This window comes from Mycolicibacterium doricum (assembly GCF_010728155.1).
Taxonomy (GTDB): domain Bacteria; phylum Actinomycetota; class Actinomycetes; order Mycobacteriales; family Mycobacteriaceae; genus Mycobacterium; species Mycobacterium doricum.
This window is the reverse complement of the sequence record NZ_AP022605.1, coordinates 894,321-911,085: the sequence shown is the minus strand read 5'-3', so window position 1 is coordinate 911,085 and position 16,765 is coordinate 894,321. Positions and strand designations below refer to the sequence as shown.

Here is a 16,765-nt window from a genome sequence, read left to right as displayed (position 1 = left end):
CAATGACCTATATAGACCACTATTTCTCAAGGGAGCACCGGTACTCCATCGGTATCGAAGACAAGTCGAACCGTCGGTATCTGTCGATCCCCGTGAGTAACGGACCGCTGGACTACGAGGAGTACTACGAGGTCACACCTGAAGAGTACGAACACTTCCTCGCCGACGCTTCGGCGGCGATCGACTTCGCCGAATCCTGCCGGCGACGTGAGCGAGATGACTTACTGATCGAGAAGCCCGGGTGGAACCGCGGAACACCGGTCTAGGGCGTACCTCACCACAACCGCTCATCGGTGAGATACCCGGTGATCACCAACACAGGCAGCGTGTGCACCAGCACCGAGGCCAGCACCGCAGGCATCGTCATCGCACTGAGCCGCTGTGAGCAATCCGAATAGGACACCGCCAATCAACTGCACGATCGGCATGATCCGAACGAGTGGGGCGGCAGCAGTACCGCGCCGATTCCCGCAACGACGCCTGGGAGTGGGATCGCCGTCCTCCTCCCAACCACAGCGCGTCGTCGAACCGGCCCTGCATCTCGAGCGCGCGCGTGTGTACACCCGCATCGCGTTTTGGGGTTCGATCGCCAGTGCCGCGTGGGCACTCGCGCGGCCGCCGCTCTAGTCGGACTGTCCGATCCTCGAGCGCGTATGCCGTCAGCAGCCGCGGATGGTGGGGGTCGGAGGCCAACGCTTCCCGGAGCACATGCTCCGCACCCGTAATCGCCTGCTCCGAAGTAGCCTTCGGCAACGTACAGGACCCCGCCGTGGTCACAGACCGAGGTCACCGCACATTCCCGCCGTCGGTGCCGTCACCAATGACGAACTCTACGACACCCGCGCCGCGTTATGCCGACACGGAGGCGCTGCCCGACTCGTCGACCAGCGTCGCGGCGACCTCGTGGACGGCGCCGACCAGCATCGGCATGACCGCGCTGTCGTACCACCGCAGCCACTGCGCGCAGGAGTCGGCATGTCCGTGCAGCATCTCGACGGCGAACGGGTCGATACGCGGCCGGCGCGCGTCGAACATGACCGTGACGGCGCCCCAGTTGCAGCCGTCCTCGTCGCACATCGGGATCGCAATCTCAGCCTGAACGCCGGACTGCCCAAGCACTTCCATGTCGGTGAAGTTGTACAGCGGCGAAACCGCGACATCATCCACACGCAGGACCTCGCAGCGCGCCGTCGCGTACGCAGCCGCCGAACCCTCGTCCTCCACAAAGCTGAAATGGTGGCGCAATTGCTCGGCCACACCGGTGTGGCTCTCGATGCACACCCCGCCGAACACGGCGTCGCGCAACTGCACGGCGGCCGCGGGGGCGGAGAAGAGTTCGACGGCCGTGGTCACCAGGTCGGCAAAGACGTCGGACCGCTTGGGGGCCGTACCCCGACCGCGCAGCGAGAAGGACAACGCCGGCGCCGGCAAGCTCTTGGCACGGGGAATGGCCACGTCGTCGTCGACGAATGCTGCCGACAGGTGTCGCAGCTTGACGTCGTAGCGTTTCGACACCGTCAGCAGTGCGCGAAAAGCGATGTCCGCGTCGCTGATTGCGTGGTCGTGTTGCAGCTGGGCGACCGCCTTGCGCACGACGGCGTGCGAGATGAGATTGATCGGCGCCACCGGCGCCGTGTCGTTGAACGTCTGCTCGTCACCGATATGCACGTCGGCCATCCCACGCCCTCTCGTCAAGTTAATGTGGGCCCTCAATACCCCCGGGTTCTGGGCACGAAACGGCGTTCACACACGTCGTAAGATCCGCGTCAGTCACCGGTTCAGAACCGCCCCCCGCAACTCGACGCCGTCGGCACGCCTTCGCACCGGTCGGCGTGTCCACTGCATCGTCGGTTCCCCACCGACGTGCATCGGCAGCGCGTGGTTTATGACCGCCTTGTTCAAGAATGACGGCTGCTCGTTGGTCCGCGCCTCGACATCGGTGCCCTGCGCACACCAGCCAGTCCCGGCCGGGTTGCATCGCGGGCGCCCACGGCCTCAGCGAATCGAATGGTTTGGCGTTGATCGTGTTCAGACCGGGGTGCCGAACCCTCCGTAGTCCGTCATGACGATCGCGAACTCCCGCGCCACCATCGTCGCGATGAACGACTCCTTTTGTGCGGTTCGAAGTATGTTCCGCTGACGGCCACCGGGTTGCCCCGACCGTCGTTGCTGCCGTACATCATTCGCGTACCGTTCGCCATGATCATGCCGACCGCGGCCGGACGGGTTGGCGCATCAGGCACGACGGCTCGGTGCGGATGAGATCGCCGGGACCGCCGGGCGGTAGACGGTTGGGCGGCGTGTAGAACGCCTGGTACTCGTCTTCGGTGATGTACGGGTAATGGTCGTCGATCGTCGGCGGCGGTGCCGGATGCCGATACGGCGATGACGAAGACTCCGAACGGCGAGGAAAACCCGAATCTCCCGACCCATCCGCGATGGGTAACAAACCGGCTCGCATTCGTAACGTCCCCCGTCACGATTGCGGGCGCGGAGAATGGAGAGCCCCGAGGCACACAACGTGTGCCGGGCTCTCCATACGGGTTCTAGTACCGGTAGTGCTCCGGCTTGTACGGGCCTTCCACATCGACGTTGATGTACTCCGCTTGCTCCTTGGTGAGCTTGGTAAGCGTGCCACCGAGCGCCTCGACGTGGATGCGGGCGACCTTCTCGTCGAGGTGCTTCGCCAGTCGATACACCGCGTTGTCGTACTCGTCATTCTTGGTCCACAGCTCGATCTGCGCGATGACCTGGTTGGAGAAGCTGTTGCTCATCACGAACGACGGGTGGCCGGTCGCGTTGCCCAGGTTGAGCAGACGGCCTTCGGACAGCACGATGATCGACTTGCCGTCCTCGAACGTCCACTGGTCGACCTGCGGCTTGATGTTGAGCCGCTTGGCGCCCGAACGCTCCAGCGCGGCCATGTCGATCTCGTTGTCGAAGTGGCCGATGTTGCCGAGGATTGCCTGCTCCTTCATCGCCTTCATGTGATCCAGGGTGATGATGTCCTTGTTGCCGGTCGAGGTGATGACGATGTCGGCGTTGCCGATCGCCTGCTCGACGGTCACCACGTCGAAGCCGTCCATCAGCGCCTGAAGCGCATTGATCGGGTCGATCTCGGTGACCTGCACGCGGGCGCCCTGGCCGGCCAGCGACTCCGCGCAGCCCTTGCCGACGTCGCCGTAACCGCAGATCAGCACCTTCTTACCACCGATCAGCACGTCGGTGCCGCGGTTGATGCCGTCGATCAGCGAGTGGCGGGTGCCGTACTTGTTGTCGAACTTGCTCTTGGTGACCGAGTCGTTGACGTTGATGGCCGGGAACGGCAGCTCGCCGGCTTTCTCGAACTGGTAGAGCCGCAGCACACCGGTGGTGGTCTCCTCGGTGACGCCGTGGACCGACTCGGCGATCTTCGTCCACTTGGTCTTGTCGGTCTCGAACCGCTCACGCAGCAGGCGCAGGAAGATTTTGTACTCGGCGGAGGCTTCAATGTCATCGTGCTCAAGGGACGGGACCACGCCGGCCTTCTCGAACTGGGCGCCGCGCAGCACCAGCATGGTGGCGTCACCACCGTCGTCGAGAATCATGTTGGCCGGTTCGTTCGGCCAGGTCAGCATCTGCTCGGCGGCCCACCAGTACTCCTCGAGCGTCTCGCCCTTCCAGGCAAACACCGGAATGCCCTGCGGCTCCTCGGGGGTGCCGTTCGGGCCCACGACGACGGCCGCCGCGGAGTGGTCCTGGGTGGAGAAGATATTGCACGACGCCCAGCGGACCTCGGCGCCGAGCGCGGTCAAGGTCTCGATCAGCACCGCGGTCTGCACGGTCATGTGCAGCGAACCGGAGATCCGGGCGCCCTTGAGCGGCTGCACGTCGTGGTATTCGCGGCGCAACGCCATCAAGCCCGGCATCTCGTGCTCGGCCAGCCGGATTTCCTTGCGGCCGAATTCGGCCAGCGACAGATCGGCGACCTTGAAGTCGATGCCATTGCGGACATCGACTGTCAACCGCTGCTCAGTGGTGGTCATGTTGGTTTCCTTCTCGTGCGCGCGTCGGAATTACTTAGCTTAGTTACACATAGCCATCGGGGCGGTGCAACTTCGCCAACCGCGGACCCTGCTCGATAACACCGTAGCGCTCCGCGAAGGGTGTCATGAGCCTGGCCAGGTCGCCGGCCACGTCGTGGTCGGCTTCCGGCGGCATCGAGACGTAGCTCATCGCCAGCCGGACGATCGCGCGCGCCAGGATTCCGGCGTCCTCGTCGCTGGCCTCGACCCAGCTGTGCCGGAAGGTCGACGTCAACCGGTCTGAACACCGCGTGACGATCGGCCCACTTTCGGTGGTGATGATCTGCAACAGGTCCGGCTTGGTCTCTCCCGACAGCAGCGAGGTCACCAGCGGATCAGCGGCCGACTCGGTGAAGAAGGCCCGGAACCCCTCCAGGAAGGCCGCGTAGATCTCGCCGACGTTTGTTTCGATAGCGTCGTCGACCGCGTCGACGAGGCGGTCCGCCAGGCGCAGCGCGTACCCCTGGGCCAACCCGTGCCGGGAGCCGAATTCGTTATAGATGGTCTGGCGGCTAATTCCAGCGGCCTTGGCCACGTCGCTCAGCGTGATGGACGACCAGTCGCGGGCGCACAGCAGTTCTCGCATCCCCTCGAGGATCGACTCGCGCAACAGTACCCGCGAAGCCTCGGCGTAGGGCACGCGTGCGCGGGAGATTGCACGCGTGACCCTAGCCGTCATCCCCGGGCGACCTCCACCATCTCGAAATCGGACTTCGCCGCACCGCAGTCCGGGCAGCTCCAGTCGTCGGGGATGTCATCCCAGCGGGTACCCGGGGCGATGCCGTCCTCAGGCCATCCCTTGGCCTCGTCGTACTCGAATCCGCACTGCACGCAGACGAACAACTTGTAGTCCATGATGTTTCCTCTCTATCAGGTTCGGGGGTCAGATGGGTTCGAAGTCAAGCTTCTAGCGCACCGCACAGTCCGGGCAGCCCAGTCGTCGGGATTCCCGCTCCATGACATAGCTCCTGCGAAAGGCTTCCCGCGGCGAGCGAGTCACAAGCCACCTCCGAACGGATCGCACGACGATGCCTTGACCATAGAAGTAATTTTGTCCGCTGTCTAGACACTGCTCATGTCTTTGTAAAATTATCGTTGGCAGCCCGTTCCCGCCGGCCGAGCAGCGAATGCCGACGGCCATAGAGCACGTAGACGACCACGCCGATCGCCATCCAGACGAGGAACCGAATCCACGTCAGGCCGGTCAGGTTCAACATCAGCCACACACAGGCGATGATCGCGGCGATCGGCAGCAGCGGCACGAACGGCACCTTGAACCCACGGTTGAGGTCCGGGCGGGTGCGCCGCAGCGCGATCACCCCGGCTGACACCAGGACGAACGCGAACAGCGTGCCGATGTTGACCATCTCCTCGAGCTTGCCGATCGGGAACACCGTCGCGGCGATCGCCACGACCGCGCCGACGATCAGGGTGATGCGCACCGGCGTGCCGTGCTCACCGGTCTGCGCCAGTGGACGCGGCAACAGTCCGTCGCGTGACATCGCGAAGAGCACCCTCGTCTGACCAAGCATCAGCACGATCACCACGGTCGTGAGACCGGCGAGTGCGCCGATGGAGATGACGGTCGCGGCCCAGTCCACGCCGTTGGCCTCGAAGGCTGTCGCCAGGTTCGCCCCGTCGCCCGCGGCCCGCAGTTCGGTGTAGGAAACCATGCCGGAAAGGACTACGGCGACGGCCACGTACAGGACGGTCACGATCGCCAGCGATGACAGGATTCCGCGGGGCACGTCGCGCTGCGGGTTCTTGGTCTCCTCCGCGGTGGTGGCCACGATGTCGAAGCCGATGAACGCGAAGAACACGATCGACGCACCGGCCAGCAGACCGTACCAGCCGTAGGCGCTGCCCTCCGCACCGGTGATCAAGGAGAACAGTGACTGCTCCGAACCGGTGCCGCCCCCACTGGATTCGGCGGGCGGGATGAACGGAGAGTAGTTGGCCGCTTTGATGAAGAACGACCCGACGATGACCACGAACAGTACCACCGCGACCTTGACGACGGTGATGACGAGGCTGACCTCCGCGGAGAGTTTCGTACCACGGGCCAGCAGCATGGTGACGATGGCGACGATCACCAGTGCTCCCCAGTCCACCTCGAACCCGCCGAAATCGGCGACCCCGCCGCCGAAGCCGAACACCGTGCCCAGATAACTCGACCAGCCCTTGGCCACCACCGCGGCGGCCACCGCGAACTCCAGGATGAGATCCCACCCGATGATCCAGGCGCTGAACTCGCCGAAGGTGGCGTACGAGAACGTGTACGCGCTGCCCGCGACGGGGACCGTCGAGGCGAATTCGGCGTAACATAACGCCGCCAGCCCGCACGCAATCGCGGCGATCACGAACGAGATCGAGATGGCCGGGCCGGTGAGGTTGCCGGCCGTCGAGGCGGTGATGGTGAAGATGCCGGCGCCGATCACCACCGACACGCCGAACACCGTCAGATCCCACCAGCTGAGGTCTTTGCGAAGCCTCGTCCCCGGTTCGTCGGTGTCGGCGATCGACTGCTCGACGGATTTCGTGCGCCATCTGCCGGCCATGACGTTCCCTTTCGGCTGGGTCGCGGTGCGATCAGGGCCTGGATTGGGGGACAGTACCGAAGTACTGTGCACCGATGGGGCGGAGTACTAAACACGCGATCGTCGTCGGAGGCAGCACGCGTGGATGTGCGCAGCACGCGTGCTGCCCGAGTTCTACGACCACGTGACCGTGTACGAACGCGACGACCTACCGGACCGGCCGGCTAACCGCGCCGCAGTGCCGCAGGGTCGCCATGTCCATCTCCTCATGCCGCGCGGCGCCCAGGAGTTCGAGCGCCTTTATCCCGGCCGGCTCGACGGCATGGTTGCCGAGGGTTGCCGATCCTGGAGAACCGCCCCGACTGCATCCACTTCGGCGCGGCGGGACACGTGCTGGGCACCCGGCACACCCTTGCGCGAGGAGTTCACCGCATACGTCCCGAGCCGGCCGCAGCTGGAATGGCAGATCCGCCGGCGCACGATCCGGTTGCCCAGCAGGTCACCGGTGTGCTCCTCGACGCCGAGGGTGACCACGAGAAGGTGGCGGCCGACCTCGCCGTCGACGCCGCCGGTCGCGGCACGCGGCTACCGGCATGGTTGGCGCAATGGGCGTTGCAGCGCCCACCCGCGGACACCGTCGACGTGGGCCGATCTCTTACGCCACCCAGCAGTAACGCTTAGACCCCGACGGTGACGCGGAAGACGGTAGTGGGTGCCGCGGCGAGCAGCTGGATCGGTGCGTCGTCGGCGGCCACCCAGGCCGCCGCACCTCGCTGCAGCGTCAACGTGTCGCCACCCTTGGCGCGCACCTCCGCGCCGCCCTCGGTGCACAGCAGCACCTGGGGGCCGTCGTGCGGTGACGGTGCGTCCACCTCGTGGCCGACGGTGTCACCGTGCAGGCGCAGCACCGAGACCGCGAACTCCGGCGCCGGGGTGCGGTAGTCGAATTCGATTCCCTTCCTGACGGTTGCGGGCCGCAGCACCAGGTCGGGGGTCGGTGTGAAATCGAGTACACGCAACAGTTCGGGGACGTCGACGTGCTTGGGCGTCAACCCGCCACGTAACACGTTGTCGGAGTTGGCCATCACCTCGACACCGACACCGTGCAGGTAGGCGTGCAGATTACCGGCGGGCAGGTAGATCCCCTCCCCCGGACTCAACGTGATGCGATTGAGCAGCATGGCTGCCAGCACTCCGGCGTCCCCGGGATAGCGTTCGCCGAGTTCGAGCACCGTCTTGACCTCGGCCGCGAATTCGGTGTGACCGGATCGGATGTAGTCGATCGCACCGTCGAGCACCGCGGGCACCAGCACGTCGAGATCCGGCTGAGGCGCGGTGATCCACGTGGTGAACAATGCGCGTAGACCGTCGGGTTCTGACTGTCCGTGCAACAGGTTGACGAACGGATCCAATTCGGGCACCCCGAGCGCCCGCATCAACTCGACGGTGCGCGGGACCGGACGGAACCCGGCCAGCGCCTCGAACCGGTCGAGCGCGACGAGCAACTCGGGTTTGTGGCTGCGGTCGCGGTAGTTGCGCATCGGCGCCGACACCGGGATGCCGAGCCGCTCCTCGCGGTCGTAGCCCTCGCGGGCCTGCTGGTCGCTGGGATGAGCCTGCAGCGACAACGGTTCATCGGCCGCGAGTACCTTCACCAGGAACGGCAGCGCCTCGCCGAATCGGTCGATGACTGCGGCGCCCAGCTGGCCGTCGGGGTCGGCGCGCAGCGCGGCGAGCAGCGAGACCTCACCGCCCGCGTCCTGCAGATAGGCCGGATCCCCGGGGTGTGCACCGAACCACAGCTCGGCCTCGGGATGGGCTGTGGGACTCGGCCTTCCGGTGAACTCGGCAATCGCCGTCCGCGAACCCCAGGCATAGGTCCGCACCGCTCCCCTCAGCAGATGCACTTGATCAACCTCGAACCAGTCTCAGGTAGACCGCGGTCATCTCCAACCGCACCGCCAGTTTCGCCAATTGCTGTTCCACCCCCGCGCCGGTCGCAGCCCCTCCTGGCTCCGATCCGTCGGGAACATCTTCGGCGTTGACCACGTCGACGTCGTCGTATCCGCTGACCCGCGCGGTCACCGTCGGGCTCTCGGCATCGGTGGTCAGCACCAACGTCCGCAGGCGCCGCGGCAGCGGCCCGTCGAGTTCCTCGTCGTGGAACAGCGCCGCTCCGGCAGTGCCGTCCCCGGCCGACCCGAACCCGCTTCGCAGCGCCCGCAGGACGTCGCCGAGGCCCACCGCGGTCACGGTTTCCTGCGCGACCCGCAGCAGCACGGCCGCGCCGTGCCGAGCCAGCGCCAGTGTGGTCGCGTCGTCACCTGCGAGGACGACGTCGCGCCCCCAAATGCGGTCCGCCAGCGCCTTCGCCGGGTTGGTGAACAGATCGCGGCCCGCGCTGTTGCGCAGCGCCTCGGCGTCGAGTTGATCGGCGAGTTCGCCGAGATCCACCCGCAGACCGGGGTCCACGACCTGCAGGACGGCCAGGCCGGCGGCGAGATAGCGCGACAACCCGAAGTCGTCCGGCACCCACAGACGAGGTGCGAGCGCGACCGCCCGCCCGGCCGTGGCATCACGCAGTGGTCCTTCGTAGGGCGCGACGACCACGACGCGGGCGCCGCGGCGCACACCTGTTGCGGCCGCCGACACCAGAGCGGGATCGGCCGGATCGTCACCGGCCACCACGATCGCGTCCAGCGCGCCGATCCAGGGCGGCGCCTCGGCCACCGTGACGATCGGAGCGGCGACGACGGCGCCGAACGCGGCGGCCAGCACGGCTCCGGCGGTTTCGGCGGTGCCGCGGCCCGCCACCCAGATCACCGTGCGCGGCGGCTGGCCCGAGCGCAACGACTCGAGCAGGCCCTCGTCGAGCGCGGCCGCCGTGGCGCGCACCTGCGCACCGGCCATCGCGGCCGCCCTCAGCAGACCGTCGCGGTCGGCCGCCAGCAAGGCCTCACCGTCGTCGAGGTCCACCACGGCAGCCGATGATCCGGTCACGTCGACGCCCTGCCCTGTTGCGCGATCTGGGCTTGCACCGTCGCGGAGATCTGCACGACCACCTCGTCGACCTCCTCGGCGGTATGCGCTTCGACGTTGAGGCGCAGCAACGGTTCGGTGTTGGAAGTGCGCAGGTTGAACCATCGACCACCGCCGAGGTCGACCGTCACCCCGTCAAGGTGGTCGATCGAGTGGATGCGGGTGCCGAACGATTCGAGCACCGCCTCCACACACCGCGGCGCGTCGGCGACGGTGAAGTTGATCTCCCCCGACGCCTCGTAGCGTTGGTAGTCGGCCATGAAATCCGACATCGGGCGGTCCTGGTCACCCAGCGCGGCCAGCACGTGCAGGGCGGCGAGCATTCCCGAGTCCGCACCCCAGAAGTCACGAAAGTAGTAGTGCGCCGAGTGTTCCCCGCCGAAGATCGCGCCCGTCTCGGCCATCAGCCCCTTGATGTAGGAATGCCCGACGCGCGAACGGACCGCCGTGCCGCCGCGCTCGGCCACGAGTTCGGGCACCGCGCGTGAGGTGATCAGGTTGTGGATGACCGTCGCGCCGATCTCCCGGCCCAGTTCGCGCCCGGCCACCAACGCGGTCACCGCCGACGGCGAGACGGCCTGCCCCTTCTCGTCGACGACGAAACAGCGGTCGGCGTCACCGTCGAAGGCCAGTCCGATGTCGGCGCCGGTTTGCAGGACGAAGGACTGCAGACCGACCAGGTTGGCGGAGTCCAGTGGGTTGGCCTCGTGGTTGGGGAAGGTGCCGTCGAGTTCGAAGAACAGCGGCAGCAGCGTGATCGACTCGATGGGGCCGAGGACCGCGGGCGTCGTGTGACCGGCCATCCCGTTGCCGGCGTCGACAGCCACGCGAAGGGATCGCCGCCTGGGTATCTCCACTAGAGATCGCAGAAATGCGCCATAGTCGGTCAGCACATCGCGCTCCGATGCGCTGCCGCGGGGACCGTGGTGGGCGGGCACGCCGTCTATGACCTGCTCGGCGATCTGCCCCAGCCCGGTGTCCCGCCCGACCGGTTTGGCGCCGGCGTGGCACAGTTTGATGCCGTTGTAAGCGGCGGGATTGTGGCTCGCGGTGAACATCGCACCGGGACAGTCCAGCAACCCGGAGGCGAAGTAGAGCTGATCGGTCGACGCCAGCCCGATGCGGACGACGTCGAGACCCTGGGCCAGCACACCGTGAGCGAAGGCCTCGGACAACGCCGGCGAACTAGACCGCATGTCGTGACCGATGACGATCTGGTTCGCGCAGTGTGCGACCAGCCGTGCGAAGGCTCCACCGACGTCGGCCACCAACGCCTCGTCGAGTTCCTCGCCAACCAGGCCACGAACGTCATACGCCTTGATGACGCGATGCACCGCCGCAGCCGGCCGAGACATACAACTCCTTGGAATCGGGGACGTTTCCGTCAGCCTATCCGCACCGGAGGATTCGTTCGCGAAGCTATGACGCCCTATTTGGGCCTATTCGGCGGGGTCGGGAAGCACGCGCAGGTGACCGCGCCGGCGGCCGGTCGGTTCGGGCCGCAACACCGGTGGTGCCAGCAACGCTCGACTCTGGGCGCCGCTCGTAGGATCGGAGAACCCGGGGACGACTCCCCCGCTGGCGGGTGCCGCCGAATCGCGTCCTTCTCGGACCGCGTCGGCCAGGGCGACGAGTTCGTCGTCGTCGGAGTGCGATGGCAGTGGCCCGGCGTGCCGGACGAGTTCCCACCCGCGCGGCGCGGTGATCCGGCTGGCGTGGCCCACGCACAGGTCCCACGAGTGCGGTTCGGACACGGTGGCCAGTGGACCGACGACAGCGGTGGAGTCGGAGTAGACGAACGTCAGCGTCGCCACCGCATAGTGGGGGCACCCGGGCCTGCAGCAGCGACGGGGAACATTCACGAACGGAAGGCTATCGCGGGACGAATGCCGCGCGGTGCCGGACACGCGCAGCGGCAGACGCGCCGATAGCCAACCGTTACGATCGGTGACCGTGGCCGAGGGCAACCGCTGGATCTCCCGCCGCGGTCGAGAGATGCGCGGCCCGCTGCTGCCGCCGACGGTGCCTGGGTGGCGCAGCCGAGCCGAGCGGTTCGACATGGCGGTGCTGGAGGCATACGAGCCGATCGAGCGGCGGTGGCAGGACCGGGTGTCCGGATTGGACGTCGCGGTCGACGAGATCCCGCGCATGGCGCCGAAGGATCCCGAGAATGTGCAGTGGCCGCCCGAAGTGGTGGGCGATGGGCCGGTAGCACTGGCCCGGTTGATACCGGCCGGCGTCGATGTCCGCGGCAACTCCACGCGGGCGCGGATCGTCTTGTTCAGGAAGCCGATCGAGCGTCGGGCCAAGGACTCCGACGAACTCGCCGAGCTGTTGCATGAGGTGCTCGTGGCTCAGGTGGCCACATATCTGGGGGTCGAACCCTCCGTCATCGACCCGACGATCGACGACGAGTAAGGCGGGGCACCCAACAGAGGAGCCAGGTTGGGGTCAGATGATGCCGCGTTTGAGGCGACGGCGCTCGCGCTCGGAGAGCCCGCCCCAGATTCCGAAGCGCTCGTCGTGGGCCAGCGCGTAGTCCAGGCACTCGTCCCGGACCTCGCAGCCGTGGCAGATCCGCTTGGCCTCGCGAGTCGACCCACCCTTCTCGGGGAAGAACGCCTCGGGATCGGTCTGAGCGCACAGCGCGCGCTCCTGCCATAGATCGTCGGCGTCCTCCGGCTCGGTGTCGACGTGTTCCGGAACCAGACTCAGCTGAGGCCGACCGATGGCCCCCATCGGTGCGGCTCCCGTGCCGTTCTGTGACGCCCTGCCGACGGAGCCGAGTAGCCGGCTGTCGAACCGCACCACGCGATCGAATTCGCCTTGCTCAAAAGACATTTCCCGCCCCTCCTCACTCAGTGTCGTAGATCCACGTGGCCCCACGAGGTGCTGGAGGGCCGACTCAATTCGAACATGTGATCGAATCTCGGTCTGCGACACCGAAATCGGCTGGCAAACCCGGGAAATGACACTGGTGTGATTACACACCGGTGAAACGCTGCGGTCAAGCGCTGGAACAGGAATTCATACCACCTCGTGACGGTTCCGCGGCGCGTCGGAAATCTCGGCGTGTCCGGCACGTGACCCCGGCATCCGCCCGGCCGCGAGGAGCGGTGCGACCTCGTCGAAGGCGAGCGCCTAGTCTCGTTCGGTGTGAAGGTGACGGTTCTGGTCGGCGGCGTCGGGGGGGCACGCTTTCTGCTCGGCGTGCAGCACCTGCTCGGTCTGGGCCAGTTCGCCCGGGACGGCGAACCGGACTCCGATGGCCACGAGTTGACCGCAGTGGTCAACGTCGGTGACGACACCTGGATGTTCGGGGTGCGGATCTGCCCGGACCTCGACACGTGCATGTACACCCTGGGCGGCGGTATCGACCCCGACCGCGGATGGGGGCACCGCGACGAAACCTGGCATGCCAAGGAGGAACTCGCCGCCTACGGCGTCCAGCCGGACTGGTTCGGACTCGGCGACCGCGACCTGGCCACCCATTTGGTGCGCAGCCAGATGCTGCGCGCAGGATATCCGCTGTCACAGGTCACCGAGGCGTTGTGCGACCGATGGAAACCCGGTGCCCGCCTGCTGCCCGCCAGCGACGACCGCAGCGAAACGCATGTGGTGATCACCGACCCGGACACCGGTGAGCGCCGTGCCATCCACTTCCAGGAGTGGTGGGTCCGATACCGCGCGAAGGTCCCCACCCACAGCTTCGCCGTCGTCGGCGCCGACAAGGCCACCACCGCCCCCGGCGTCACCGCGGCCATCGCCGACGCGGACGTCGTGCTGGTGGCCCCGTCCAACCCGGTGGTCAGCATCGGCTCCATCCTCTCCACCCCCGGCATCCGCGGCGCCCTCCGGTCGACACCGGCCAAGATCATCGGCTACTCGCCGATCGTCGCCGGAAAACCGTTGCGTGGCATGGCCGATGAGTGCCTGTCCGTGATCGGCGTCGCATCCACCTCCGAAGCGGTAGGCCGCCACTACGGCGCCCGGTCCGGCACCGGGATCCTCGATGCATGGCTCGTGCACGAGGGTGACAGCGCGCAGATCGACGGCGTGGAGGTCGCCGAGGTGCCGCTGTTGATGATGGACCCAGCCACCACCGCCGAGATGGTCCGCGCCGGCATCCGATTGGCCGGGGTGCCGCTGTGACCGAAAACGGCGGTTCCTCCGCGGGCACCGAACACGGCTCAGCCACGGTGGTCGAACTCCTGCCGGTGCCCGGGTTGCCGGAGTTCCGGCCCGGCGACGACCTGGCCGCCGCACTGGCGGCCGCCGCACCGTGGCTGCGCGACGGCGATGTCGTGGTGGTCACCAGCAAGGTGGTGTCCAAGTGCGAGGGCCGCATCGTCGCCGCACCGGAGGCACCTGAAGAGCGAGACGCGTTGCGCCGCAGACTGATCGACGCCGAAGCCGTGCGGGTCCTCGCCCGGAAGGGACGCACCTTGATCACGGAGAACGCCATCGGCATCATCCAGGCGGCCGCCGGGGTCGACGGTTCCAACGTCGACACCACCGAACTCGCCCTGCTGCCGGTCGATCCCGACGGGAGCGCCGCGCGCCTACGGACCGGCCTCGCCGAACGACTCGGCGTCACGGTCGGCATCGTGATCACCGACACGATGGGTAGGGCCTGGCGCAACGGTCAGGTCGATGCCGCGATCGGCGCTGCCGGCCTGAGCGTGCTGCACGGATACGCCGGCGCCCGCGACCCGCACGGCAACGAGCTTCAGGTCACCGAAGTCGCCGTCGCCGACGAGATCGCCGCCGCCGCGGACCTGGTCAAGGGCAAGCTCACCGGCATCCCCGTCGCCGTGGTGCGCGGACTGACGTTGACCGACAACGGATCGACGGCGCGCGATCTGCTGCGCCCCGGCGAGGACGACCTGTTCTGGCTGGGCACGGCGGAGGCGATCGCCCGGGGCCGCGCCGAGGCTCAACTGCTGCGCCGCTCGGTACGGCGCTTCAGCGCCGATCCGGTGGCACCTGAGATCGTCGAGGACGCCGTCGCCGAAGCGCTCACCGCTCCCGCGCCGCACCACACCAGGCCAGTCCGCTTTGTCTGGGTGACCGATCCCGCCGTCCGCACCCGGCTGCTCGACCGGATGAAAGACCGCTGGCGCGATGACCTGCTGGCCGATGGCCGGGCCGTAGCCGCCGTCGAACGCCGCCTGAGTCGCGGCGAAATCCTCTACGATGCACCCGAACTCGTCATCCCGTTCCTGGTACCCGACGGTGCGCACGAGTATCCGGACGCGGCCCGAACCGCGGCCGAGCACACCATGTTCACCGTGGCGGTGGGGGCCGCCGTCCAGGCATTCCTCGTCGCACTGGCGGTGCGGGAGGTGGGCAGTTGCTGGATCGGCTCGACGATCTTCGCCGCCGATGTGGTGCGTGAGGAACTGGAGCTGCCCGCGGAATGGGAGCCGATGGGCGCCGTCGCGGTCGGCTATCCCGCCGAACCGCACGGCCCGCGGGAGCCGGTGTCGCCCGACGGACTTCTGGTGCGCCGGTGAGCCTGCATGGGTCCGCGGTACGCATCTTGACCGAATGGGTCGCTCCCGACCCAGCACAGGATTCCCTGCGCCACGCCGTGCTGGCGTTCCTCGCCGCCCGCCCCGACGGCTGCCTGCGCGCCTGCGTGCCCGGCCATGTCACCGCGTCGGCGCTGGTGCTGGACCACACCGGCAGCCACGCGGTGCTCACCCTGCACCCGCGCTTCGGCCGCTGGCTTCAGGTGGGGGGGCACTGCGAAGCCGACGACCAGGACGTCGCCGCCGCCGCACTCCGCGAAGCCACCGAGGAATCCGGCGTCGAGGGGCTGGTGATCGATGCACAGCTCGCGGCCGTGCACGTGCACCCGGTGACCTGCTCGCTGGGCGTGCCCACCCGTCATCTCGACCTGCAGTTCCTGGTGCGCGCGCCGGAGGGTGCACAACTCGCCCGCTCGGAGGAGTCCCTGGATCTGCGGTGGTGGCCGCTCGACGCGCTGCCGGCGGACACGGATTTCGGACTGGCGCAGTTGGCCGCGCAGGCACGAAGGCGGGGTCAGACGTCGGTCGAGTAGCGGATCCCGCCGTCGGGGATCACCACTCCCGGCCACACCCGGGCCCCGCGCAACAACTCGCACCGCGCGCCGATGTCGGCGCCGTCGCCGATCACGGCGTCGCGGATGAGGGCCCGCGGACCGATCCGCGCGCCGAAGCCGATGATGGACCGTTCGATCACCGCACCGGCCCCGACGTCCACGCCGTCGAAGATCACCGCCCCGTCGAGGCGAGCCGCCTTGATCTCTGCGCCGCGGCCCACCACGGTGCCGCCGATCAGCAGCGCACCCGGCGCCACCGACGCACCGTCGTGGACCAGTGACTCACCGCGGTGGCCCGGCAGCGCCGGCGACGGCGCGATGCCGCGAACCAGATCTGCTGAGCCCCGCACGAAGTCCTCGGGGGTCCCCATGTCGCGCCAGTACGTCGCGTCGACATAACCGCACACGCGCAGCCCGTCCGACAACAGGCCGGGGAAGACCTCCCGTTCGACCGAGACGGCGCGGTCTCGCGGGATGCGGTCGATCACCGAGCGTTTGAACACATAGCAGCCCGCGTTGATCTGGTCGGTCGGCGGATCCTGCGTCTTCTCCAGGAACGCGGTCACCACGCCGTCGGCGTCGGTCGGCACGCATCCGAACGCGCGTGGGTCGCCGACCCGGACCAGGTGCAGGGTGACGTCGGCGCCCTTGCTCAAATGACTGTCCAGCAGAGCGCGCAGGTCGCATCCGGACAGCACGTCGCCGTTGAACACCATCGCGGTGTCGTAACGCAGTTTGTCGGCCACGTTGGCGATCGCGCCGCCGGTGCCCAGCGGCTCTGACTCGAACACGTACTCAATCTGCAGGCCCAGCTTCGAACCGTCGCCGAACTCGGTCTCGAAGACGTCCGCCTTGTACGACGTCCCGAGCACCACGTGTTCGATGCCTGCCGCGGCGATGCGGGACAGCAGGTGGGTGAGGAACGCCAACCCGGCCGTCGGGAGCATCGGTTTGGGCGCCGACAGCGTCAGCGGGCGCAGGCGGGTGCCCTGCCCACCCACCAGTACGACGGCGTCGACCTGCGCCGGATTCACCAT

At 67.5% G+C, this 16,765-nt stretch carries 17 protein-coding genes and 2 pseudogenes; 6 read left to right on the top strand and 13 right to left on the bottom strand.

The window, feature by feature from the left end; genetic code table 11:
* The first annotated feature begins 2 nt into the window (after nucleotides 1–2).
* Entirely contained in the window at nucleotides 3–266 is a 264-nt protein-coding gene (locus tag G6N07_RS04590) for a hypothetical protein (RefSeq protein WP_085190125.1), read from the top strand.
* 8 nt (nucleotides 267–274) lie between these two features.
* Here G6N07_RS04590 and G6N07_RS20655 read toward each other — a convergent pair whose 3' ends face one another.
* From G6N07_RS20655 to G6N07_RS04560, 7 genes and pseudogenes are all read right to left on the bottom strand, one after another.
* Nucleotides 275–403 (bottom strand): hypothetical protein, encoded by a 129-nt coding sequence (locus G6N07_RS20655; protein ID WP_263858022.1) that lies wholly within the window; start codon nucleotides 401–403, stop codon nucleotides 275–277.
* 446 nt (nucleotides 404–849) lie between these two features.
* On the bottom strand, nucleotides 850–1,677 hold the full coding sequence (locus tag G6N07_RS04585) for an ANTAR domain-containing protein (RefSeq protein ID WP_085190127.1): 828 nt from the start codon (nucleotides 1,675–1,677) through the stop codon (nucleotides 850–852).
* A gap of 357 nt (nucleotides 1,678–2,034) precedes the next feature.
* Nucleotides 2,035–2,353: pseudogene (locus G6N07_RS21165) on the bottom strand (lipase family protein); the annotation flags it as partial.
* Nucleotides 2,354–2,546: 193 nt separating this feature from the next.
* Entirely contained in the window at nucleotides 2,547–4,025 is a 1,479-nt protein-coding gene (gene ahcY, locus G6N07_RS04575) for an adenosylhomocysteinase (protein WP_085190129.1), read from the bottom strand.
* Between the two features lie 43 nt (nucleotides 4,026–4,068).
* On the bottom strand, nucleotides 4,069–4,743 hold the full coding sequence (locus tag G6N07_RS04570; RefSeq protein ID WP_085190130.1) for a TetR/AcrR family transcriptional regulator: 675 nt from the start codon (nucleotides 4,741–4,743) through the stop codon (nucleotides 4,069–4,071).
* On the bottom strand, nucleotides 4,740–4,922 hold the full coding sequence (locus G6N07_RS04565; protein WP_085190132.1) for a rubredoxin: 183 nt from the start codon (nucleotides 4,920–4,922) through the stop codon (nucleotides 4,740–4,742). The genes G6N07_RS04570 and G6N07_RS04565 overlap by 4 nt, the downstream gene beginning before the upstream one ends.
* A gap of 215 nt (nucleotides 4,923–5,137) precedes the next feature.
* The gene (locus tag G6N07_RS04560; RefSeq protein ID WP_085190134.1) at nucleotides 5,138–6,622 is read right to left on the bottom strand and encodes an amino acid permease; all 1,485 of its coding nucleotides are present in this window, start codon (nucleotides 6,620–6,622) and stop codon (nucleotides 5,138–5,140) included.
* 74 nt (nucleotides 6,623–6,696) lie between these two features.
* Here G6N07_RS04560 and G6N07_RS04555 point away from each other — a divergent pair.
* Nucleotides 6,697–7,272, top strand: a pseudogene (locus G6N07_RS04555) (oxidoreductase); the annotation flags it as partial.
* A 6-nt stretch (nucleotides 7,273–7,278) separates the two neighbouring features.
* Here the strand turns inward: G6N07_RS04555 and manA are convergent.
* The 4 genes from manA to G6N07_RS04535 form a co-directional block, all read right to left on the bottom strand.
* Nucleotides 7,279–8,508 (bottom strand): mannose-6-phosphate isomerase, class I, encoded by a 1,230-nt coding sequence (gene manA / locus G6N07_RS04550; RefSeq protein ID WP_085190136.1) that lies wholly within the window; start codon nucleotides 8,506–8,508, stop codon nucleotides 7,279–7,281.
* Between the two features lie 4 nt (nucleotides 8,509–8,512).
* On the bottom strand, nucleotides 8,513–9,601 hold the full coding sequence (locus tag G6N07_RS04545) for a TobH protein (RefSeq protein WP_085190138.1): 1,089 nt from the start codon (nucleotides 9,599–9,601) through the stop codon (nucleotides 8,513–8,515).
* Entirely contained in the window at nucleotides 9,598–10,995 is a 1,398-nt protein-coding gene (locus G6N07_RS04540) for a phosphomannomutase/phosphoglucomutase (RefSeq protein ID WP_085190140.1), read from the bottom strand. Before G6N07_RS04540 ends, G6N07_RS04545 begins: the two co-directional genes overlap by 4 nt.
* An 84-nt stretch (nucleotides 10,996–11,079) precedes the next feature.
* A complete protein-coding gene (locus tag G6N07_RS04535) occupies nucleotides 11,080–11,502 on the bottom strand; it encodes a DUF3499 domain-containing protein (RefSeq protein WP_085190306.1) in 423 nt (140 codons plus the stop codon).
* A 133-nt stretch (nucleotides 11,503–11,635) separates the two neighbouring features.
* On the opposite strand from G6N07_RS04535, the gene G6N07_RS04530 reads away from it, so the two are divergent.
* Nucleotides 11,636–12,058 carry a metallopeptidase family protein gene (locus G6N07_RS04530; protein ID WP_085190304.1) on the top strand — a complete coding sequence of 141 codons (423 nt, stop codon included), beginning with the start codon at nucleotides 11,636–11,638 and terminating at the stop codon, nucleotides 12,056–12,058.
* 33 nt (nucleotides 12,059–12,091) lie between these two features.
* Here G6N07_RS04530 and G6N07_RS04525 read toward each other — a convergent pair whose 3' ends face one another.
* Nucleotides 12,092–12,379 (bottom strand): WhiB family transcriptional regulator, encoded by a 288-nt coding sequence (locus tag G6N07_RS04525; RefSeq protein WP_372507531.1) that lies wholly within the window; start codon nucleotides 12,377–12,379, stop codon nucleotides 12,092–12,094.
* Between the two features lie 417 nt (nucleotides 12,380–12,796).
* Between G6N07_RS04525 and cofD the strand changes: the two genes are divergently transcribed.
* From cofD to G6N07_RS04510, 3 genes are read left to right on the top strand one after another with little or no spacing between them, the layout of a single operon-like run.
* Nucleotides 12,797–13,792 carry a 2-phospho-L-lactate transferase gene (gene cofD / locus G6N07_RS04520; RefSeq protein WP_085190144.1) on the top strand — a complete coding sequence of 332 codons (996 nt, stop codon included), beginning with the start codon at nucleotides 12,797–12,799 and terminating at the stop codon, nucleotides 13,790–13,792.
* Nucleotides 13,789–15,156, top strand: coding sequence for a coenzyme F420-0:L-glutamate ligase (locus tag G6N07_RS04515; protein ID WP_085190146.1), 1,368 nt, complete (start codon nucleotides 13,789–13,791; stop codon nucleotides 15,154–15,156). Before cofD ends, G6N07_RS04515 begins: the two co-directional genes overlap by 4 nt.
* Nucleotides 15,153–15,707: an NUDIX hydrolase gene (locus tag G6N07_RS04510; protein WP_085190158.1), complete on the top strand. Its 555-nt coding sequence runs from the start codon at nucleotides 15,153–15,155 to the stop codon at nucleotides 15,705–15,707. Before G6N07_RS04515 ends, G6N07_RS04510 begins: the two co-directional genes overlap by 4 nt.
* Here G6N07_RS04510 and G6N07_RS04505 read toward each other — a convergent pair.
* Nucleotides 15,689–16,765, bottom strand: a complete 1,077-nt coding sequence (locus tag G6N07_RS04505; protein WP_085190160.1) for a mannose-1-phosphate guanylyltransferase ManB — start codon at nucleotides 16,763–16,765, stop codon at nucleotides 15,689–15,691. The genes G6N07_RS04510 and G6N07_RS04505 overlap by 19 nt on opposite strands.

What these genes read in the sequence shown, in the direction of transcription:
- G6N07_RS04560 (WP_085190134.1), bottom strand. Translation starts at nt 6,622, where the DNA reads ATGGCCGGCAGATGGCGCACGAAATCCGTCGAGCAGTCGATCGCCGAC.
- ahcY (WP_085190129.1), bottom strand. Translation starts at nt 4,025, where the DNA reads ATGACCACCACTGAGCAGCGGTTGACAGTCGATGTCCGCAATGGCATC.
- G6N07_RS04570 (WP_085190130.1), bottom strand. Translation starts at nt 4,743, where the DNA reads ATGACGGCTAGGGTCACGCGTGCAATCTCCCGCGCACGCGTGCCCTAC.
- G6N07_RS04505 (WP_085190160.1), bottom strand. Translation starts at nt 16,765, where the DNA reads ATGGTGAATCCGGCGCAGGTCGACGCCGTCGTACTGGTGGGTGGGCAG.
- G6N07_RS04530 (WP_085190304.1), top strand. Translation starts at nt 11,636, where the DNA reads ATGCGCGGCCCGCTGCTGCCGCCGACGGTGCCTGGGTGGCGCAGCCGA.
- G6N07_RS04540 (WP_085190140.1), bottom strand. Translation starts at nt 10,995, where the DNA reads ATGTCTCGGCCGGCTGCGGCGGTGCATCGCGTCATCAAGGCGTATGAC.
- G6N07_RS04585 (WP_085190127.1), bottom strand. Translation starts at nt 1,677, where the DNA reads ATGGCCGACGTGCATATCGGTGACGAGCAGACGTTCAACGACACGGCG.
- G6N07_RS04590 (WP_085190125.1), top strand. Translation starts at nt 3, where the DNA reads ATGACCTATATAGACCACTATTTCTCAAGGGAGCACCGGTACTCCATC.
- G6N07_RS04525 (WP_372507531.1), bottom strand. Translation starts at nt 12,379, where the DNA reads ATGGGGGCCATCGGTCGGCCTCAGCTGAGTCTGGTTCCGGAACACGTC.